The organism is Jiulongibacter sediminis, from assembly GCF_001306455.1.
Taxonomy (GTDB): Bacteria; Bacteroidota; Bacteroidia; order Cytophagales; family Spirosomataceae; genus Jiulongibacter; species Jiulongibacter sediminis.
On sequence record NZ_LGTQ01000016.1, the window covers coordinates 42879 to 64744 of the forward strand.

Genomic DNA, 21866 nt, shown 5'->3' on the forward strand with positions numbered 1-21866 from the left:
TTCCGATCCTATTTACTGTAGATTTGATTCAAACGATTTGAAAGAGAGAGCTTCTTTGCAAGCTCTTTTTTGCTTGCTCTGAACCAGAAGAAGAATAATCCACCAACGAGCAGGTATGGAGTCAACAGAAGATATAATATCCCAAAATTAAGGCCGGTACCTATAACACCTCTACCCTCACTCAGATTACTACCCACAGTAGCTCTGCACATTGCACATTGAGCCATAGAATCACCCAAAGCCAAAAGCACAACCAAGGCCGTCAAAAAAAGTACTTTTTTAAATATTGACTTATGCATAGTACGGAGATATCATTAAATAAGCGATCACACCTGTTATAGAAACGTATAACCAGATTGGATATGCAAATTTAACTAATTTTTTATGCCTCTGATAATCAGCTTTCAAAGCAAAATAAAATGCTCTAAGAACTAAAGGAAGTACCACCAGAGATAGAAGTATATGGGAAATCAGAATGAAGTAATACACGTACTTCACAGCACCCTCTCCACCAAAACTCGTAGAAGGATTAGTTAAATGATACAAAACGTAAGAAATTAAAAACACCCCTCCTAAAATAAAGGCTGTTGTCATTACCCAGCGGTGAGCTTCTCTTTTCTGATTCCTGATAAAATAGAATCCTACAATCAAAAGCAGAGCCGTCAGCGAGTTAATTACTGCATTTAAATGAGGTAGTATTTTAGTCCATTCCCCCAGGTCAGGTTTAGTTCTTATTCCCAGGAGAACCGCAACAGCCACAGGAATTACCACCGAAATGATATTGATGGTTCTCATTGAAGAGTCTTTCTCTTTCATTGAATATGTAATTGTTGATGATGTATTTACTGCTTTTCGTAACTGTCAAGCAAAACTTTAATTTCCACGTTTAATCGTTCCATATCAGGCTTACTAGTGGAGTCATAAATACCTCTGATGTAATTATCCTTATCCAAAAGGAGAGCCTTTTCTGAATGGATGAAAGCATCATCAATATTGGTTATTTCAGGATCATACACCGAGGCATCAGAAACAGGAAGTTTAAAACCTTTAATGGCCAGACCGTATATGTAATCCTTTTTACCGGTTAAAAAGTTCCAGTTAGATTCTAACGCGTCAAAAGTGGCCGCATAGTCTTTCAAAACCATTACAGAATCATGTTCCGGATCAATGGAAATAGAAATAAAACTCACCTGACCCGTATGATCAAACTGATTCTGTACGCGGGCTATATTGCTATTCATTACTGGACAAATAGTACCACAACGAGTGAAAAAGAAATTTGCAATCTTAATATCACTCAAGTCTTTCAATGCTATTTCCTGATTATTTTGATTTATCAAAGTAAAATCGGGAACCTTATGATATACAGTATCACCTGAAACTACCTGAGGCCTACCTGATTCATTTAATTCAGGAAAGTAATAAGGCAAATCAAACCTGTTTTCACCGAAAACATTGAGGAATATAAATACAAAAGCCGGAAGTACTAATACTGCGATTAGTATCCCGGCCTTTAAAAGTCTTTTCGACATATTATCTTACTGTACCTATATAACCACCTTCAAAAAGAACAAGGGCTACCAAAAACCAAATCACAAAAATGACCGGTAAAACGATAGACCAAATCAGCGATTTCACCTCATCCTTAAGGTGCATAAATGTACCTACAATATAGAACGACTTTACAAATGTCAGAATAATGAAAGTTCCGATCTTAAACCATTTCCCAAAATCCGAATCCGCAGAAATGGTGAATGCAATAACGAATTCAACCGCAGTAACGATAAGAAGAATCCAGAATACTCTCCACAAAGCCTTGGTTTGTGGTTTTTGTCTTTCTCCTGTAGTATTTTCTATATGAGCTGCCATGATATAATTTCTTAAGTAATTTTAATTAAACAAGGTAGAAGAAGGTAAAAACGAATACCCACACCAGATCTACAAAGTGCCAGTAAAGACCTACCTTTTCAATCATTTCATAATGACCTCTTTTTTCGTAAACTCCGTTTACCGTGTTATAAAAAATAAGGATATTCAGAATAACACCAGAAAATACGTGCGTACCGTGGAATCCGGTAATAAAGAAAAAGAAGTCTGCGAATGCCGCAGGACCATACTCGTTAAAAACAAGATTGGCTCCACCACCCCCTGTTCCGTGAATGAAGTGAGACCACTCCCATGCCTGAGAACCAAGAAAAGTAAAACCACCAAGAATTGTCCAAAGCATCCACTTCTCAACATCAGCCTTATCTCTTCTGTGTCCCGCTTCTACCGCCAGTACCATTGTAACTGAACTAAAGATTAAGATAAAGGTCATGATACCAACGAATACCAGTGGAGCACTTACTCCATGTAAGAATGGTACGGCCTCAAATACTCTTTCAGGCGTAGGCCACCAGGTTTGAGAAAACGTAAAATCGTTAATTGAACTACCCGGATTAGCATCCTGAAAACTTGGAAAGCTAAATCTTACAAGACCATAAGAGATCAGTAGAGCTGAGAAGGTAAATGTGTCTGATAGGAGGAAAATCCACATCATCAGCTTACCATATCCCACTTTCATAGGTTGAACTCCGCCTTTCCAGATCAAATGGTCAGGAGTAGAAGAAGCATGTGTTGTTGCCATAAACGGTAAATAAGATTACGATATCAGGGCAAATTTAAACATCTTTTACAGAAATGCCTTGAAATCGACTTGATGGTTAAAAAATTATCTGAAATACAATAAAAACACAAACAGATACACCCAAAGGATGTCCAAAAAATGCCAGTATGTTGAACAAACCTCTATTTGTATCAAATTCTTTGAATGAATCCTTGTTCTAAAAGCGGCCACCAGGGCGAAAATCAAAACGACCAATCCACTAATCAGGTGAAATGCATGCAAGCCGGTCAAAATGTAAAGGAACGACCCAGAGGGATTTCCTTTGAGGTAAATTCCGGTTTCCTGAAGCTGTGTCCAGCCAATATACTGCATTACTAAAAAAGCCGTCCCAAAGCCGAAAGCACCAGCAATGTATGTCTTGAGCTTGCCAAAATCGTCAGACTTAGCCGCTCTTTGAGCCAAAAACATCAATACACTACTAACGATCAACACCGAAGTGCTCCAGTAAAATATAGACGGCATCTCAAACTCTGTCCAGTTCCCTTCTGCCCTTCTTACTAAATAGGCCGACGTTTGAGATGCAAAAAGCATCACAATGGTAATAATGAAAAGCCAGGTAATAAATTTCCATTTATTGATGCTCAACACCGGCTTTACATTTTCTGTAATATTATTTTCTGCCGTCATAATTTATCAATTAAGTAAGCAATTTGTACAAAAGGTAAATAGATGAAAGAGCCAAACATCAATTGTAATGCTGCCTTCTTATCAACTCTTCTCATCAAATGGAACGTTTGAACTAAAAAGAGAACACCTAGTAGCATGGCAAACATTGCCGAATGAATACCTGTCATACCCAGATAAAAAGGCACCCAGCAAAGTGGTAATAACACTACCGTATAAATCATTATCTGAATAGCCGAATTCAAATCACGTCCACCGCTTGATGGCAATAGTTTAAAACCTGCTTTCTTATAATCTTCATCCAATACCCATGCAATGGCCCAGAAATGTGGAAACTGCCAGAAAAATTGAATTGCGAAAAGTATTCCGGGCTCTAATCCAAATTGATTTGTCGTCGCCAACCAGCCAATCATTGGAGGAAACGCACCTGGCAAGGCCCCAACTGCAACAGCAATTGGACCTTTTCTTTTTAACGGGGTGTAAACAAACCCATATAAAACAAAAGAAAGGAGAGCAATGCCCATGGCTTTCATATTGAAGAAATAGGCCAAAATAAACTGCGAAACCAACAAACATATCGCTCCAAATATCACAGCTTCGTTTATAGATAATCGCCCTGAAGGAAGTGGTCGGGAAGATGTTCTTTTCATCAAAACATCAAGATCCTTCTCAATGATTTGATTTACAATATTAGCGGCTGCGGTAGTCAGAAATGCCGCAACAGCAAATAAAGCCAAAAGACCATAGTTTAAAGCCGCACTTCCCATAATGAAGCCAACAGCCCCTGAGAATACTACAGTACTTGATAGCCTGAATTTAGTAAGGTCAAAATAAGCCCTTAGCTTTTCTGAAAAAGTATATTTATTTACAATCGCCTCCATTAAATCGCTTCCTCTCGTTTTAGCATGAGCAAAGTAAACTGCACTGCTATGATCATTGTACCTAAAGTCAGATGGATTGGTTGTCCAAAAGCCGGCATATTAAACAGTCCCAGAAATACTCCAATCAGAAATTCACCAACGACCAAAACCAGCATCCACCTCAAAAAGCTCCCTTCACTATATTCAGCCTCATTTCTCCGGCTCATGAAATACCAACTATTAAGAGCTAATAAAACTGTTGCCAACCCGATATGGGTGTAATATTTTCCATCTAAAGTTGAAATCCACAATTCTCTCGCCAATCCAGACAAGTAAGCCTCGTCTATCATTTCCCGAACCTGTGTCCCCAAAATCAACTGACCTGTACTTAAGGCCAGCAAAATACCCAAGATGAAACTATCTGATTTCGAACCATCGACACCTCCCAGCTTCAATCCTTCAAAAGAATACGCTCTCAAAAGAGCCATAATCAGCATAAAAACGACCAATATAGCCAGCAGCATATGTACTGTAACCATGGCCGGACTTAACTCCATTGAAACAACTTTGGAACCCAACCAACCTTCAAATGCTACAAGAATGAAAGCCAAGCCTGAATATAAAATGACCTTGTTGTCTTTTCCTTTGTACTCCTTCACTGCCGCTAACAAAGTTCCAAAAATCAAAAAACCTATAAGAACTCCTGCTAACCTATTGATGTACTCCGTCCAGGTTTTAAAGACATTGAATTCTACCTCACCTTTGAGTTTTGCACCAAAGATTTCTTTATAATCATCTGGCAGTTGGCTCGCATCTGTAGGTGGAACCCATGAACCAAAACACTTTGGCCAATCTGGGCAACCCATTCCGGAACCGGTAGCTCTGACAATTCCTCCAACCAAAATCAGGAAGAAAACAGCTCCAATAGTTATAAAAGCGAGTTTCTTATACATCTCTCAACAAAAAAGTACGAAGCATGAGGCACAATAAGTCACATACTTCGTACTTGTTATCATCGTACCTTATAGATCCGAAACCTTAGTCCGGAATGTTATAATTGTACTCAATGTTTTCTATATCCTTCTCCTCCTCGATCAACTCATTCTCCTCCGGTAAGTTTGACTCAGGAGTTGCGGAGAATGGAATATTTTGAGGAATGAAATCTGATTCGCTTCCTGGTTTACTGTAGTCATAAGGCCATCTGTAAACTGTTGGAATCTCACCCGGCCAGTTGCCATGACCAGGATTAACCGGTGTCGTCCACTCCAATGTATTAGATTTCCAAGGGTTAGCAGACGCTTTCTTACCCCAGAAAATTGAATAAATGAAGTTAAAGACGAAGATCAACTGTGCACCAAAAGTCAAAATGGCCGCAACAGAAATGAATGCATTCAGATCAGCATACGTATTGAATGCCTCAAATCCAGACCATTGATAATATCTTCTTGGAAAACCAGCTATACCGATGTAGTGCATAGGGAAGAAAACCAGATAAACACCAATGATAGATGCCCAGAAGTGAACGTATCCAAGAGTTTTGTTCATCATTTTCCCAAACATTTTCGGGAACCAGTGATAAACACCAGCAATCATTCCGAAGAAAGCAGCAGATCCCATCACAAGGTGGAAGTGAGCAACCACGAAGTAAGTATCATGAAGCTGAATGTCCAATGCTGAATTACCAAGGATAATTCCTGTTAAACCACCCGATACAAAGAAAGAAACCAAACCAATTGCAAAAAGCATAGCTGGGGTAAACACTATATTACCTTTCCACAAAGTGGTAATATAGTTAAAGGCTTTAACCGCAGAAGGCACCGCAATAATTAAGGTCAATAACATGAATACGGATCCAAGGAAAGGATTCATACCTGTCATAAACATGTGGTGAGCCCACACAATAAATGCCAGGAACATGATACCAGCCATTGAGAAAATCATCGCTTTGTAACCAAAGATTGGTTTACGAGAATTGGTGGCGATAATCTCTGATGTTAAACCAAGAGCAGGAAGGATAACGATGTACACTTCAGGGTGCCCAAGGAACCAGAATAAGTGTTGGAACAAAATCGGACTACCTCCCTGATTCGGAAGAGCCTGACCGTTAATATAGATATCAGACAAGTAGAAACTTGTACCGAAGCTTCTGTCAAAAATCAATAATAATGCAGCCGATAACAATACAGGGAACGAAAGAATACCCAAAATTGCGGTAAACGTAAACGCCCAAATTGTCAGTGGCATCTTATCAAAGGTCATCCCTTTTGTTCTCAGGTTGATGACAGTTGTTACATAATTGATACCACCCAATAAAGATGATACAATAAACAAGGCCATCGAAACCAACCATAAAGTCATTCCTGTACCTGAACCAGGGTTTGCTTCTGCTAAAGCACTTAAAGGCGGATAAATCACCCAACCACCTCCCGCAGGACCTGTTTCAATGAAAATAGACCAGAACATAATCACACTGGAGATAAAGAAAAACCAGTATGATAACATATTCATAAAGCCCGATGCCATGTCTCTTGCACCTATCTGTAATGGAATCAGGAAATTTGAGAATGTACCGCTCAAACCTGCTGTCAATACAAAGAAAACCATGATGGTACCGTGCATGGTTACTAAAGCCAGATAGAAGTTAGCATCCAACTTACCAGACTCATTAACCCACTCCCCTAAGATTGGCTTTAACCAAGACAAATCCATGTCAGGGAATCCTAATTGAAGACGGAAAACCAATGACATTAAACCACCAATGATAGCCCAAATTATACCTGAAATAAGGTATTGCTTAGCAATTACTTTGTGGTCTTCTGAAAATATATAAGATCTAATGAAACCCAGATCATGGTGCTCATCATGAGCGTGATCTGAATGTGCTGCTGCTACCGTTGCCATATACTTCTTATCTTTTTTTTCTTTTTTGCAAAATTATTCAACTACCTCAACCTCTTCTGTAACCATTGCTACTTCAGCATCCTCCGTTTCCACATATTTCAAAGCACGAGCCTTAAGGTTATCAGGTACTTTCTCCACGAATCCAGGGTTAAGTGAAAGGAAAGGCTGCTGCTCTTTCTTCCATGCCTCATATTCCTCTGGTTCATCAACTACTAAAAGTAACTTCATACCAAAGTGGCTACGACCACAAATCTCAGTACAAGCAATCTCGTAGTTGAAATCAGGATTGTTCAATTCGGCACGCATGTCTTCAGTTGACTTGTCAGCCACAAACCAAAATTTAGTGGGCATACCTGGTACGGCATCCATTTTAACTCTCATGTGAGGAATAAAAACAGAGTGCAAAACGTCTCTTGCTCTGATTTTCAATAATACAGGCTTACCCTTTGGGATGTGCATTTCTGTACCATTCGTAAAATCATCAAAAGAATTCGGATCCGTAAAGTCAATACCGAAGTTATTACCTGCGGCATCATCCATAAGACGGTAGTCGTAATTACCAAGTTCGTTATCATCTACACCAGGGTAACGAACAGCCCAGGCAAACTGACGACCCATTATTTCAATTACTTCAGCGTCCTCAGGAGCATCATCCATTACTCTGTTCCATACTCTCAAACCAGTAAATACCAAACCAGCCATTACTAATGCCGGAATCACAGTCCATATGACCTCCAATTTATTATTGTGAGGATAGAATGTAGCCTTTCTGTTTTTGTTATACTTGTATCTCAAAGGGAAATAAAACAGAAGAGTATTTACAATGAAAAAAGCTACTGTAATAACTGCCATTGAAACCCAGAACCAATAGTCAGTTTCGCGACCATGTGGTGATGAAGCCTCAGGTAGAAAATCTTTCTTAGCATCCAGGAAAGACCATACAACTCCAACTACACTCAATACCCAGAATACCATCAATCCAAGTGCATTCCAATCGTTTGCACCATCTACTTCAGAATCGTCCTCGACTTCTTTTACGCCCTTTACACTCTTGAGCAAATCCTGCGTCTTTCCAATCACCAAAACGGTCAATACCAGAAATAACAGAGCTAAAATTCCAATAATAAGTGTCATCTTTTCTAATTCTTTAAGCTATAGAATGTTGCTTCCTATTAAATATCGTGATGTAAACTTTCTTCAATGAACGGGTGATTCTTAGCGTACATATTTGCCTTACTCAATTGATTCAGAACAACATAAGCGAACCCGCAAACAAATACTGCTGTAGTACCCCACTCTATCAGGCCAATACCACCCTGATCTTTAGCGATACCAGGCATGTGCATTTGGTAGAAATCAAACCAGTGACCAATCAAAATCGCCCAAGAAGCTAACTTCAATAGTGTATAATTCCTTTTTGAACCTCTCGCCATTAAAACAAGCAAAGGGAAAATGAAGTTCAACACTAAGCTGATCATGAAAGGAGCGAAATATCTACCGCCGTATCCACTAATTCTTTCTCTGAAATAGATAGTTTCTTCTGGAAGGTTAGCGTAGAAAATCAATAAATACTGGTCGAACCATACATAAGTCCAGAAAATTGAGAAACCAAACATTAGTTTACCCAAATCCTGAAGTGCAGAATCATTTACACCTGACAAGTATCCTTTAGATTTCAGCGTCAAAACGACCAGCATGATCGCTGCCAAACCTGCCACATGCCAACTGGCCAAGTGATACCATCCGAACATAGTACTGAACCAGTGTGTATCAATAGCCATTGACAAATCCCAAGCTACTGTAGAACTTGTTACGGCAAAGAATACCAAGAAGTATTTCGCATAAAGTCTGCTTTTATGGTAATACTCAATATCTCCATGAGCGTCCTCAAGTAAAGAGTTCTTACGAATCTGTGTCCACAGATAATACCACACAACGAAATACACCACCAATCTCACGATGTAGAAGGGCATATTTAACCACCATTCTTTACTTGCAATAATTTTGTCGTAATGATGACTTGCAGGGTCCATGATACCATCATGCGTCCAGTGCATGATCATATGTCTTGTCGATGGCACCAGGAATAAAACAAGGATAATTGCGGCCGGTATAATCATAAATGCCGGAAAAGCCTCAGGAACTCTCTTAAATGAAGTGTACCATCCAGCTTTGGCGACGTAATTATAGGAGATAAAGAATACCCCGATTACAGAAATACCCAGGAAATAAACAGAGTTCATCCAAATATTAGCAATGATTCTGGTCAGTAAAGTTGCACCTGAACCGTGCTCTTCACCATGGCCGGCAGCTTCAGCACCGTGGCCAGCGGCCTCTGCTCCGTGAGCAGCAGCTTCATGAGCACCACCAGCAAAGCCTTCAGGACCCCAGATACCAGCGTTTATTAAAAATGCTCCAATTGCTATTAAAACCAGGCCAATTACTCCCCCGATAAGGAATTTCTTCTTCAGCTCGGGAGAGAAGTCAAATGTTTCTTCAACAGAAGTTATTTCGTGCTTGTGAGCCATCTCTTTATTCTTGTATATCTTTTTCCGGTAAAGGAAGATTTATTTTAAACTTTAGCTACCCAATTGTAAACGTTGTACATAATGTACAATTTTCCATCTCTCTTCTGGAAGAACCTGTGCAGCATGAGGCCACATTCTACCCTTTCCATGTGTAATCACGTGATAAATATGGCCACCACTGATAGAGCTCAAGGCGTCAGAAGAGTAGTTTGGCACACCCTTGTAAATTGCAGCCACTTTACCATCACCAGCACCCTTTGCACCATGACAATGCTGACAGTTTCTTTGATAAAGCACCTTCCCTTCGTCTTCTACTTCCTCAGACCAAGGAATAGGGTTACTTAAATTAGCAGCAGCCCATTCAAGGCTATCGGCATGAGTGTTGTAAATCATAAGATCATTTAACACCGTACCATCTTCCTGAACAAAAGAGGTGTTGTAGTTTCTTCTTGCTACAGTACCCTCTACAGGCTCACGCATGTTCATCCCATTTGGATTTACTTCGTTAGCTCTCCATTGAGTCTGAGCTTCATAAGCTCTTGAGTTATACATATTGGGGGCGTACTCCCAACCTGTACTTTCCGGATCATTACATGAAACCAGAAGAAAGCCTAAAGCAACTGCTGAAAAAAGCGAAATTCTATTTTTCAAAATATTCATCTCTTCTGTTTATATCTCTTTAATATTAACTTCAGAAGCACCTGAGCCTTTCAAAGCATCTGCAATCTCCTTTTCTGAAGCACTGTTTTTACTCAATTCGATTGCCATTACAAACTTGTCATCTGTAATACGCTTATCAAAAATGACCGGCTTGGCTACCGGACTCAATCCTTCCATTCCGAAGAAAACGAAAGACATACCGTAAGAGGCCAAAAGAACAGTTAATTCGAAAACAATAGGAATGTTCGTAGGGAACGGAATAAAGTTCTTACCACCAATATTCATTGGCCAGTCCCAACCTAAAGTCCAAAAAGTTAATAAAAAGGCCAGTGTTGTCCCGGTAATCCCAAAAAGGAAAGCTGGAACACCCATACGAGCTCTTGGATAACCTAAGGCCTGATCAAGACCATGAATAGGGAATGGCGAGTAAACTTCGTGAATTTTAACACCCTGTCCGCGTACATCAGACACCGCGTGCATCACCTCTTCTTCGTCATCAAATACCCCTAATATGTATTTTTTATGTGCCATTATTGACTTATAAAATTAACTTTCTAAACCTTATTTTTCTGATTTCTCTGAAGATGATTTCAAAACCGCCTTAACCTCTGCCATGTTGATTACAGGAAGGTATTTGGCAAATAATAAGAAACAAACAAAGAAGAAACCGAAGGTGAATAAATAGTCACCAATATCACCCATACGAGGGGTAAAGTACGTCCAGCTTGAAGGCAGATAATCTCTGTGCAATGAAGTCACAATAATTACAAAACGTTCAAACCACATACCGATGTTTACAACCACAGCGATTACGAACGAAACAACAATGTTCTCTCTCAATTTTTTAAACCAGAAAATCTGAGGAGACAATACGTTACAGGTCATCATAGCAGCATATGACCACCAAAGAGGACCGGTTGCTCTGTTGATGAATGCGTAGCTTTCATACTGAACTCCTGAATAGGCAGCAATAAAGAACTCTGTGATATAAGCAACACCCACAATTGAACCAGTTACTGTAATGATCTTATTCATTAAGGAGATGTGCTCCATTGTGATGTAATCTTCAAGCTTGTAAACAACTCTCGTGATCAACATCAGGTTTTGAACCATAGCGAAACCAGAGAAAATTGCACCTGCAACGAAATAAGGAGGGAAGATGGTGGTGTGCCATCCCGGTATTACCGAGGTTGCGAAGTCAAAGGATACAATGGTGTGTACTGAAAGTACAAGAGGTGTAGAAAGACCTGCAAGAATCAAAGAAACATCTTCGTATCTCGCCCAAGCTCTTGCTCCACCTGTCCAACCCATTGATAGAGCTCCGTAAATTGTTTTTCTGATACCAGTTGCTCTGTCTCTGATAGTTGCTAAGTCAGGAATCAAACCGATATACCAGAAAAGTAACGAAACTGAAAGGTAGGTAGAGATCGCGAAAACGTCCCAAACGAGAGGAGAGTTAAAGTTAACCCAAAGAGAACCAAAAGTATTTGGAAGTGGTAATGCCCAATAAGCTAACCACGGACGCCCCATGTGAAGGAAAATAAATGTTCCCGCACAAAGTACCGCGAAAATCGTCATGGCTTCTGCCGCACGGTTGATTGATGTTCTCCATTTCTGACGGAATAACAAAAGGATGGCTGAAATCAATGTACCGGCATGACCAATACCTACCCACCAAACGAAGTTAGTGATATCCCATGCCCAACCTACTGTCTTGTTAAGACCCCAGTTACCAAGACCATTCCACCATGTTTGGTAAACCCAGTAGGCACCGTAAAGCAAAACGATTAAGGAAATACCAAAGACAACTTTCCATTCTTTGGTTACAGGCCCTTCAACCTGCCTGCTGATGTCTTCAGTAACATCGTGGTAGGTCTTACCACCTGTAACTAATTTTTCTCTTATTGGCGAAACTACTTGCATAATTGCTACGCTTTTAGCCTTTTATGTTTAGTTTAAATTCTTTTTTCTTATCCGTTATGCTCTTCTTCGGCATGAGCCTCTTCTTCATGATGCTCAGTTGCACTATGCATACCTGGAGCCTTTGAATCTACCAAATCTTTGTTTCTGATTTTTGTCAGATAGCTGATTTGCGGCTGAACGTTAATTTCTTCGAGAACGTGGAATGCTCTTCCCTCTTTCTCAACCTCCAGGGCCTTGGAGATTCTTGAATTAGGATCAAGCATATCACCGAATAAGATAGCTCCTGTAGGACAAGACTGCGAACATGCTGTTTCAATCTCACCATCTACCGGGCGACGCTTCTCTTTCTTCGCTGTGAGTTTGCCAGCCTGAATACGCTGAACACACATTGAACACTTCTCAATAACCCCTCTTGAACGAACTGTAACATCTGGGTTAAGAACCATCCTGCCCAGTTCATTATTCATGTTATAGTCAAACTGATCATTCTCATAGTACTTCCACCAGTTGAAACGACGAACTTTGTAAGGACAGTTGTTTGCACAATATCTCGTACCCACACATCTGTTGTATGTCATCTGGTTAAGACCTTCTGAACTATGTGTTGTTGCCAACACCGGACAAACCGTTTCACAAGGTGCATTACTACAATGCTGACACATCATTGGCTGAATAACCACCTCCGGATTTTCTGAAGCATGCTCCATTTTCTCCAGATGACTTGGGTTAATCTGATACTCAGTATCTGCATCTGTGCTGTAATATCTGTCAAGACGGATCCAGTGCATCTCGCGAGCTCTAACCACCTCTTTTTTACCTACAACAGCTACGTTATTTTCTGCCTGACAAGAAACTAAACAAGCGGCACATCCCGTACAGGTGTTAAGGTCAATGACCATTCCCCAGCTATGGTTCTTTTTCTCGTGACCATTCCATAAGGTAATGGTGTAAGGTTTAACGGCACCTTCAGACGTCTCAATCATTGGCTCGAAACGACCAGCCTTATTATCTTTTACGTACTCACTTAAAACTGACTCCTGAACCACAGCCGATCGGCCCATAACTGTTTCATGAGTTTGTGTTTGAGCAAGGGTGTAACCTGATTTCGTTTTTTCAATTGAAGCACCGCCAGTCCAATTCACACCATTTGTAAACGGATTGGCATTCGCACCAACATTACCAGCTTTACCAGCGGCTGTACGGCCGTAGCCCATAGCTACTGAAACCGTGCTGTGAGCCTGACCCGGTTGAATCAATACAGGCAATTCAATTTCATATCCACCAGCTGAAAGTTTCGCCCAGTCTCCTTTTTCAAGACCTAATTCATTAGCCGTTTTTTGAGAAACCGCCAGGGTATTTTCCCAAGTAACCTTAGATATAGGATCCGGAACTTCCTGAAGCCAAGGATTATTTGCCTGATTTCCAGTTCCGATAGCCACAGATTCAAATACTGCTATTTCAAGACCACCATCTTTTGATGACGCAATTGAAGCCGCTGCAGCACCCAAATCACCTGCGAATGAAACAGTACCATCAGAAGAGGCACCTGAATCATATACTCCATCATGAAGAACAGAAACCCAAGACTTACCACTTAGGATATTCGATTTCCAGTTAGACTTAAGGTATTTATGATAATCACTATCCAGACCGGCCCAAGCCAAAAGGCTTGATTGAGCCTGACGAGTGTTATATATCAAAGAAATTGTAGGCTGTTGAAGTGAGTAAGAGCCGGTTTTAGGCTCAACATCACCCCAAGACTCCAGATAATGAGGAGCAGGGGCAATAAATTTACAAATAGCCGCTGTCTCGTCAGCTCTGTCAGCAAAAGACACTGAAGTCTTTACCTTTGCTAAAGACTCAGCAATTTTAGCACCTTGTGGGTGACTGTAAACCGGATTGGCATCCATAAAGATAACCGCATCCACTTTACCCCCATTCAAATCAGAAACAAACTGTGCTACTTCAGCACTTGTTCCCTGACGATTGTTTAATGTTTTAGCAAAACTGATGGTATTGCCGTAGCTTCCAAGTAAACTGTTGATACCGTTGACAACAGTTTGAATTGCCTTGTCATTTGAACCTGAAACGACGAGGGCAGAACCCGAAGCCGCTTTAAGATCAGCAACGCACTTGTCAAGCAACTCATCACTGAACGCTGAATTACCGATGGTGTTGCCAGCAAGTTTATTGTAAAGAGCTACCAACAATGCTCCTTCTTGTGAAGGCTTAATCATACCTCTATAATCGGCAGAAGCACCAGTTGTTGTAAGGCCGGTCTCGAACTGATAATGACGAGACATAGTATGCTTACCATCCTTACCACTGGTTAGCTTTCTTCCTTTTGCCCATTGTCCGGCAAACTCAACTGGCGAAAGCCATGTACCAAGAAAATCGCAGTTAACACCCACGATGACATTGGCTTTATCAAAATTATACGAAGGAATAGCAGCCTTTCCAAAAGAAGCCTCATTAGCTTCAATGATTCCTGATGCTGAATTAGCATCATAAGTTACATGAACGGCTGAAGGATATTTCGAAGTAAAATCAGCAACTACCTTTTTGGTGGTTGGAGAAAACACACTTGAAGAAACGATTCTGATGTTTGAAGCGGATGACAGACCAGCCATAACCTCTTTATCCAAATCTTCCCAGCTAATGTCTTTACCTTCTTTTTGAGGTCCCTTTAGTTTCTCGTTATCATATAATGAAAGAACGGAAGCATGAACACGAGCACTTACACCACCGTTGGTAATTGAAGAAAGCTTGTTTCCTTCGATTTTGATAGGACGTCCTTCAACAGTCTTTACAAGAACACTGCAAAATTCTCCGCCCTCGGCATAGGTTGTTGCGAAATAATTAGGAACACCTGGCTCTACAGACTCCGGCTTATTAAGGTAAGGGATGGTTTTTCTAACAGGAGCATCGCAAGCTGCAAGTGATACCGCCGTAACACCAAAACCTAACATTTTCAGGAAGTCTCTTCGGTGAGTTCCGCCATCAAGGTCTTCTAAATTGAATTCCTTTTCGGCATTTTTCACTACCTCAATATCATTCCTGTACTCCTCAATTCCTTTCCAATACTTTTTAGTAGTATTTTCCATTCGTATTATATTTTCCCTAAAGGATATTTACTTTGAATTCGTTATTAATAATGACATCTGGCACACTCAAGGCCTCCGATATCTTCAACCTTCATATTCTCAGAAGAGGCTGCATTATGAGCTTCGAGAAGAGCGTCGTAATAAGCATTCCCTTTTGAGTTAACATCAGTTTCTCTATGACAGTCAATACACCATCCCATGGTCAAAGAATGTCTTTGCTGAACTACTTCCATCTGAGGAATTTCACCGTGACAGTTCTCACAATCCAAACCAGCAACAGCAGTGTGCTGAGAGTGATTGAAATATGCAAGATCGGGAAGGTTATGAACTCTTACCCATTCAATCGGTTGATCATTCTCAATAGCCGCATAGATTTTCTGAATGTTTGGAGAACCTTGCTTAATGGTATTATGGCAGTTCATACAAATACTCGCTGACGGAATACCGGCCTGCTTTCCTTTATATACTCCTGTATGACAATAAGCACAGCTAATTTCCATCTCACCAGCGTGAAGTTTGTGAGAGAACGGAATCGGCTGTGTAGGAGCATAACCCTGATGAACACCTATACCATACAAACCATCAAACGTCGCTTTGGCACCAAATAGAAGAAAAAGTACAATTATTGCATTTCTAACTGTAGCATTCTGAAAAACAGAACGTAGACCATCATTAACTCTCTGACCAATACCTCTGGTGTCGATTACTTCACTATCTCCTTTGTTCAGCTGGTTCAACAGATTCAAAACAGCCAATAAAGCAAGAAGAACAAGACCCATGATCACAAGCAAAGCGACCAGAATCACGTTGAATACTTTACCGTTTCCTGAATCACCAGCAGCAGCTACCGCAGCACCACCATCTGCTTCAGCAGCGGCAGGGGCGGCTTCATTAGCCTGCTTTACATAAGCCAGAATAGCCGAGATCTCTTCATCGCCGAAGCTTTGAAAAGCAGTCATCTGAGTTTTGTTGTACTTTTCATAAAGTTCAACAGCATAATCATCACCGCTGGCAATAACAGCAGCAGGGTTTTGAATCCAGGCTTTAAGCCAATCATAATCTCTTCTTTCTTCAATCCCCTTCAAACCCGGACCTACCACAACGGCAGCATCATAAGCATGACACTGAGCACAGTTATTATTGAATAACTTCTCACCTGCTACCGGATCGCCATCAGCAGAACCCTGGCCGAATGATAAACTAAGCGTTGAAAGAGAAAAAAGTAAAAGTAGAAAAGGTCTTATATGCGATTTGTACATATCTCTATTGTGAATAGATACTTTTTTTGAGTTGCAAATCTAGTTATGGAAAAAGTTCCGTCAAAAAAGTATTTTGATTTTTTCGATAGGGCTCACCAATTTAGAATGATTTCAAATAGATATTTAAAGCCCACATTTTAAGCAAGTTATAAACAAAAATACCATTTGAAAAACTACCGTTTTAGTAGGATATCAAATGGTATTTAAATAAGATAACTAAAGCAAAAGCGTTACCAAAAAATGCTTTACCTGAAGAGGTCCCGAGCGGATTCGAACCGCTGTACATGGTTTTGCAGACCACTACCTAGCCTCTCGGTCACGGGACCATTTTTCCTTCAAAACCTGAGTTGAAAAAACTCTCGATTTCGGGAAGCAAAACTACAATTGTAGTGCCAAACCCCAAAAGCTTTCTGAAGAATTTTAATAAAGACCGGAATAAAAATTCCGGTCTTTAATTTGGTTTTTTCAGCGGTTAAATTAACCGATGATTATTTTTTCTTAGGAGCCTCCATTTCTGCTTTCAAAGCAGCAAGAGCGTCAAGATCACCTAAAGTAGACTTCTCAGCAGGCTGACTTGCAGCCTTGGCTGCTGCCTTACCGGAAGACTTTTTCTTAGGAGCTTCTTCTACTTCAGAGCCATCCCATGTTTTAGTGTGAGAAAGAACAATCTTTCTCTCATCTTTACTAAACTCCATTACTACGAAAGGAAGCTTCTCTCCTACTTCAGCAAGAGTGCCATCTTCCTTACCTAACTGCTTCAATACAGCAGAACCCTCGATACCGTAAGGCAATTCGAGTGTAGCTACTTTATCAGCTTTTGAAATGATTGTACACTCGTGAGTAGTGCCTACCCCGAAAGTTCCTTCAAATGCATCCCATGGATTTTCTTCCATGTGCTTGTGGCTAAGAGCAAGTCTTCTGTTCTCACCGTCAAGCTCAAGAACAACTACCTCAAGCTCGTCTCCAATCTTAACGAAATCAGACGGATGCTTGATTTTCTTAGTCCATGAAAGGTCAGAAACGTGAACAAGACCATCGATACCTTCTTCAAGCTCAAGGAAAAGACCGAAGTTTGTAAGGTTACGAACAGTACCTTTATGTTTTGTACCAACAGCATATTTGCTTAACAAGTCTTGCTTCGTCCAAGGATCTTCAGTCAACTGCTTGATGCCAAGAGACATTTTACGCTCTTCTTTGTCCATTGTAAGAACAACGGCCTCGATTTCGTCTCCAATCTGAAGGAAATCAGACGGATTGCGAAGGTGCTGAGACCATGACATTTCTGAAACGTGGATCAAACCTTCAACACCCGGAGTGATTTCAAGGAAAGCACCGTAATCAGCAATGTTTACAATCTTACCTTTAACCTTAGAGTTAACCTCAAGATCAGCGGCAAGTGAATCCCAAGGATGAGCCTCAAGCTGCTTCATACCAAGAGAAATACGCTTCTTGTCCTCGTCGAAATCAAGAACAACCACGTTGATCTTGTCGTCAAGGTTAAGAATTTCGTTCGGGTGATTAACACGGCCCCAGCTGATGTCAGTGATGTGCAACAAGCCATCAACACCACCAAGATCGATGAACACACCGAAGTTTGTGATATTTTTAACAACACCCTCAAGTACCTGACCTTTCTCAAGGTTCGTAAGGATTTGCTGACGTTGTTTTTCAAGATCTTTCTCAATTAATACTTTGTGAGAAACCACCACGTTATCGTTAGCGTGATTGATTTTCACTACTTTAACCTCCATTTCTTTGTTTACAAAGATATCGAAGTCGCGGATCGGCTTAACGTCAATCTGAGAACCTGGCAAGAACGCCTCAATTCCATGAATATCAACGATTAGACCACCCTTAGTACGACGCTTAACAAAAGCGTTAAGAATAGTATCTTCTTCAAACGCCTTCTCAATATTGCTCCAAGCCGTAAGGATTCTGGCCTTTTTACGAGAGATTACCAACTGACCTAATGCATCCTCTTGCTTTTCAATGAATACCTCAACGGTATCACCGATTTTAAGGTTAGGAAGATCACGGAATTCAGATCTGGAAACGATACCGTCAGATTTGAAACCAATGTTTAGTAATACTTCACGATCAGAAACACCTACTACGGTAGCATCAACAACATCTTTTTCTTCGATAGTTGTTAGTGTTTCTTCATAAGCTTTTGCAAGCTCTTGTTTTTCAGCAGCAGAATAACCTCCGCCGATTCCTTTTTTTGAGACTCTCTCCCAATCAAATTCAGGAAATTCTTGATTTGTCATAAATATTTGATAAACAGCCCTTTTATACGTCCTGAAGCCAGGCTAAAGATTCAGGAATTTAATTGAACAAAAAACACCCTTCCTAAAAAGGACTGCAAAAGTACGGAAAGAGTACCGAATTACCAATAAGTAGATTGAAATAACTAGGCAGACTGCGAGCGGCTGAGATAAGGAGCCCAGGTTTCGCTGGTATTGCCCGAAAAGTCTCTCAGAAAAGTAACGAAAGTAGGCTTGAAAGGCTTTACAGCCAATGGCATCTCAGCCTCTTCAGGAGTAAAGTGTCCTTTTCGGCTGTTACATCGGCGGCAGGCCGCAACTAGGTTGTCCCAGTTGGTTTTACCACCACGAGATTTAGGAATGACATGATCAAGGGTTAGCTCACGGCTATTGCCACAGTAAACACATTTGTTACCATCCCGTTTGAAAATATTCTGACGATTAAGAACTACGCTTTTGTAAGGGACATTAACGTAGTGGTGTAGCTTAATAACTGCCGGTAATGGGTAAGTGGCAGAAACTGTTCTCAAGCTTCCGGCCTCGTCATCTTTGAGTAATTCAGCCTTTTTAAGATAGACCAGTAAAAATGCTTTAGGGACCGTACAGACACTAATGGCTGTATAATCTGCATTTAACACTAAGACTTTCCGACCCATAGAATTGGTTATATTCAGGCCGAATATACTGATTCTCAAGTAAAAACAGTAATACCAAGAAGATTAAGTAATTGTTAAAAGCGTCTGCTTTCCTGCCTTTCTATGTCTTTTGCTTTTATGCTCTCTCTCTTATCGTAAAGTTTTTTTCCTTTCGCCAGAGCAATATTGATTTTAGCAAGTCCACTATCGTTCACGTAGATCTTAGTAGGAATTACCGTAAGACCAACATCCTTGAGTTTTGCCTCCAGTTTTTTGAGCTCCTTCTTTTGAAGTAGAAGCTTACGGTCGCGAAGCGGATCATGATTATAGTGTGTGCCGTAATCATAGGCAGAAATATTGAGGTTCTTGATGTAAAGCTCTCCATCATCAAAATAGCAATAGGCGTCAGAGATGTTGACTTTGCCCATTCTAATTGACTTAATTTCAGTTCCTTTTAAAACAATTCCGGCCGTATAAGTATCGATAAACTGATACTCAAAAGAGGCTTTCCTGTTTTTGATCTCAATATTTTTGGAAATCTTGTTTGACATGGGCTGCAAAACTAGTCATAAAGAGGAGAGAGTTTCAAATGAACTGCAGAATAGAATCCGGAATGGGATAAAAATGAAAAATCCCTGCCTCAATTTTAGTGACAGGGATTCCGACTTACGTGCTTTCCTAATAATCCATGTGTAGTCACGACTTGCGTGACGTCAACTGCGGATTAAATCTTTATGAACTTGTAAAGTTCAAATGTCTTTAGTGCGTGGTGCAAGGAGGACAAATGTATGTACTACCTTTTGAATTTGCAACGTTTTCTTTTTTTCAAGTAAAACATTTTTGTGCTTCAAACAAAACTAATCAATGATTAATTCCGTTACGCTCACCATGGTTACGAATACTGTGCCAAAGTAACTGAAGCATTTTTTATCAAAAAACTCAAAAAATATTTCTACTTGACAACCAGCGGTTTACCTGTTTTGCTTAATAGAAATCTAATTTGATATTGTAATTTTGGCACGAGCCCAAAATCAATCAAAATTAAAACAAAACCAATTTGCTGAATACTCCTTTAATATCAACTTCCAAAAAGAAAGAAAAATGTGTTTTGGTAGGTCTTATTAGTCAGAATCAGAATAAAGAAAAGACCGAAGAGTACCTAGATGAACTTGCCTTTCTTGCTAAAACTGCCGGCCTCAAGACGATGAAAGTTTTTGAGCAGCGACTACCGACGCCTGACAATAAGACTTTTGTGGGTAAAGGAAAATTAGAGGAAATCAGAACCTGGATTGACATAAACCCGGTGGATGCGATCATTTTTGATGATGACCTTTCTCCTTCTCAGGTAAGAAACCTTGAAGCCAACTTTAAAGATATTAAAGTACTGGACAGGAGCTTGCTAATTTTGAACATCTTCTCTCAAAGAGCTAAAACAGATCAGGCAAAAAAACAGGTAGAGTTAGCCCAATACCAATACCTTTACCCGCGACTCACCAGAATGTGGACTCACCTCAGTAAACAAAAAGGTGGTGTGGGTATGCGTGGCCCGGGTGAGAAAGAGCTGGAAACCGATAAACGTATCGTAAGAGATCGTATCACTTTCCTGAAAAAGAAACTGGAGAAAATAGATAAGCAATCTATGACACGCAGAAAAGAGCGGAACAGACTGGTTCGTGTGGCTCTTGTCGGTTATACGAACGTTGGAAAATCAACGCTGATGCAGGTTCTCGCCAAAGCTGATGTTTTTGCAGAAAACAAGCTTTTTGCGACCATTGACTCGACTGTTAGAAAATTAGTGCTGGGTAATATTCCTTTTCTATTGACCGATACCGTTGGTTTTATCCGGAAGTTGCCAACAACGCTTATTGAGTCTTTCAAATCTACTCTTGACGAGATTAGAGAAGCGGATATTCTATTACATGTAGTTGATATTTCACACCCCTCTTTTGAAGAACACATTGATGTGGTGAATCAAACATTGACGGATATTGGAGCCTCAGACAAGCCTACAATTTTGGTTTTCAATAAGCTTGATTTGTATCAACCAGAATCAGAAGAAGGACTGGATGACCACTTGGCCACCGAAGAAGACCTCCAGAAAAATCTTGCCCGTTTGAAGTCGAGCTATTTGAGTAAAAACACCGAAAATGTAGTTTTCCTTTCGGCAACAGAAAAAGAAAATATTGCCGAATTGAGGTCAATTCTACTCAAAACCTTAGGTGAAAAACACTTTGACATTTATCCGAACTGGGACCCTAAACAGAACCCGCTTTACGACTGGCAGGGTGAAGTAAATTGGGAAGAAAGCGAGGGTTGATTATTTTTGTACCACAAGACCCCGTAATTCAATGGATACCTGCCTGCCATTGGTCCCATAGTTCAACGGATAGAATAGGAGTTTCCTAAACTCTAGATCCAGGTTCGATTCCTGGTGGGATCACAA

Annotated in this window: 20 protein-coding genes and 2 tRNA genes; 2 read left to right on the forward strand and 20 right to left on the reverse strand. The window is 40.4% G+C overall.

Annotation, left to right across the window (positions count from 1 at the left end):
- Window positions 1-8: 8 nt before the first annotated feature.
- The 20 genes from AFM12_RS19010 to smpB form a co-directional block, all read right to left on the reverse strand.
- Window positions 9-299, reverse strand: a complete 291-nt coding sequence (locus AFM12_RS19010; protein ID WP_055151916.1) for a CAMCR motif-containing small membrane protein — start codon at window positions 297-299, stop codon at window positions 9-11.
- Window positions 292-816 carry a DUF420 domain-containing protein gene (locus AFM12_RS19015; RefSeq protein WP_055151919.1) on the reverse strand — a complete coding sequence of 175 codons (525 nt, stop codon included), beginning with the start codon at window positions 814-816 and terminating at the stop codon, window positions 292-294. The genes AFM12_RS19010 and AFM12_RS19015 overlap by 8 nt, the downstream gene beginning before the upstream one ends.
- A 26-nt stretch (window positions 817-842) precedes the next feature.
- Window positions 843-1532 carry an SCO family protein gene (locus tag AFM12_RS19020; RefSeq protein WP_055151922.1) on the reverse strand — a complete coding sequence of 230 codons (690 nt, stop codon included), beginning with the start codon at window positions 1530-1532 and terminating at the stop codon, window positions 843-845.
- Between the two features lies 1 nt (window position 1533).
- Window positions 1534-1869, reverse strand: coding sequence for a cytochrome C oxidase subunit IV family protein (locus tag AFM12_RS19025; RefSeq protein ID WP_055151925.1), 336 nt, complete (start codon window positions 1867-1869; stop codon window positions 1534-1536).
- Window positions 1870-1894: 25 nt separating this feature from the next.
- Window positions 1895-2626: a cytochrome c oxidase subunit 3 gene (locus tag AFM12_RS19030; RefSeq protein WP_055151928.1), complete on the reverse strand. Its 732-nt coding sequence runs from the start codon at window positions 2624-2626 to the stop codon at window positions 1895-1897.
- A gap of 84 nt (window positions 2627-2710) precedes the next feature.
- On the reverse strand, window positions 2711-3292 hold the full coding sequence (locus tag AFM12_RS19035) for a cytochrome c oxidase subunit 3 (protein ID WP_055151931.1): 582 nt from the start codon (window positions 3290-3292) through the stop codon (window positions 2711-2713).
- A complete protein-coding gene (cyoE, locus tag AFM12_RS19040) occupies window positions 3289-4170 on the reverse strand; it encodes a heme o synthase (protein WP_055151934.1) in 882 nt (293 codons plus the stop codon). Before cyoE ends, AFM12_RS19035 begins: the two co-directional genes overlap by 4 nt.
- Complete coding sequence (locus AFM12_RS19045) at window positions 4170-5102, reverse strand: COX15/CtaA family protein (protein ID WP_055151937.1); 933 nt, start codon at window positions 5100-5102, stop codon at window positions 4170-4172. Before AFM12_RS19045 ends, cyoE begins: the two co-directional genes overlap by 1 nt.
- Before the next feature lie 85 nt (window positions 5103-5187).
- The gene (locus tag AFM12_RS19050) at window positions 5188-7050 is read right to left on the reverse strand and encodes a cytochrome c oxidase subunit I (RefSeq protein WP_055151940.1); all 1863 of its coding nucleotides are present in this window, start codon (window positions 7048-7050) and stop codon (window positions 5188-5190) included.
- A 33-nt stretch (window positions 7051-7083) separates the two neighbouring features.
- A complete protein-coding gene (locus AFM12_RS19055) occupies window positions 7084-8184 on the reverse strand; it encodes a cytochrome c oxidase subunit II (RefSeq protein WP_055151943.1) in 1101 nt (366 codons plus the stop codon).
- Window positions 8185-8222: 38 nt separating this feature from the next.
- On the reverse strand, window positions 8223-9578 hold the full coding sequence (locus AFM12_RS19060; protein WP_055151946.1) for a hypothetical protein: 1356 nt from the start codon (window positions 9576-9578) through the stop codon (window positions 8223-8225).
- Between the two features lie 51 nt (window positions 9579-9629).
- Window positions 9630-10238, reverse strand: a complete 609-nt coding sequence (locus AFM12_RS19065; protein ID WP_055151948.1) for a c-type cytochrome — start codon at window positions 10236-10238, stop codon at window positions 9630-9632.
- Window positions 10239-10247: 9 nt separating this feature from the next.
- Window positions 10248-10769: a DUF3341 domain-containing protein gene (locus AFM12_RS19070; RefSeq protein WP_055151951.1), complete on the reverse strand. Its 522-nt coding sequence runs from the start codon at window positions 10767-10769 to the stop codon at window positions 10248-10250.
- Between the two features lie 30 nt (window positions 10770-10799).
- Window positions 10800-12161, reverse strand: a complete 1362-nt coding sequence (gene nrfD, locus AFM12_RS19075) for an NrfD/PsrC family molybdoenzyme membrane anchor subunit (RefSeq protein WP_055151954.1) — start codon at window positions 12159-12161, stop codon at window positions 10800-10802.
- A 47-nt stretch (window positions 12162-12208) separates the two neighbouring features.
- Window positions 12209-15265: a TAT-variant-translocated molybdopterin oxidoreductase gene (locus tag AFM12_RS19080; RefSeq protein ID WP_055151957.1), complete on the reverse strand. Its 3057-nt coding sequence runs from the start codon at window positions 15263-15265 to the stop codon at window positions 12209-12211.
- A gap of 44 nt (window positions 15266-15309) precedes the next feature.
- A complete protein-coding gene (locus AFM12_RS19085; RefSeq protein ID WP_055151960.1) occupies window positions 15310-16524 on the reverse strand; it encodes a c-type cytochrome in 1215 nt (404 codons plus the stop codon).
- Between the two features lie 255 nt (window positions 16525-16779).
- Window positions 16780-16850, reverse strand: a tRNA-Cys gene (locus tag AFM12_RS19090).
- A gap of 162 nt (window positions 16851-17012) precedes the next feature.
- A complete protein-coding gene (rpsA, locus tag AFM12_RS19095; RefSeq protein ID WP_055151963.1) occupies window positions 17013-18791 on the reverse strand; it encodes a 30S ribosomal protein S1 in 1779 nt (592 codons plus the stop codon).
- Between the two features lie 143 nt (window positions 18792-18934).
- Window positions 18935-19444: an HNH endonuclease gene (locus tag AFM12_RS19100; RefSeq protein ID WP_055151977.1), complete on the reverse strand. Its 510-nt coding sequence runs from the start codon at window positions 19442-19444 to the stop codon at window positions 18935-18937.
- Window positions 19445-19518: 74 nt separating this feature from the next.
- Window positions 19519-19974 carry an SsrA-binding protein SmpB gene (gene smpB / locus AFM12_RS19105; protein ID WP_055151966.1) on the reverse strand — a complete coding sequence of 152 codons (456 nt, stop codon included), beginning with the start codon at window positions 19972-19974 and terminating at the stop codon, window positions 19519-19521.
- A gap of 506 nt (window positions 19975-20480) precedes the next feature.
- Here smpB and hflX point away from each other — a divergent pair.
- Window positions 20481-21740, forward strand: a complete 1260-nt coding sequence (gene hflX / locus AFM12_RS19110; protein WP_055151969.1) for a GTPase HflX — start codon at window positions 20481-20483, stop codon at window positions 21738-21740.
- Between the two features lie 51 nt (window positions 21741-21791).
- Window positions 21792-21863, forward strand: a tRNA-Arg gene (locus AFM12_RS19115).
- Window positions 21864-21866: the final 3 nt, after the last annotated feature.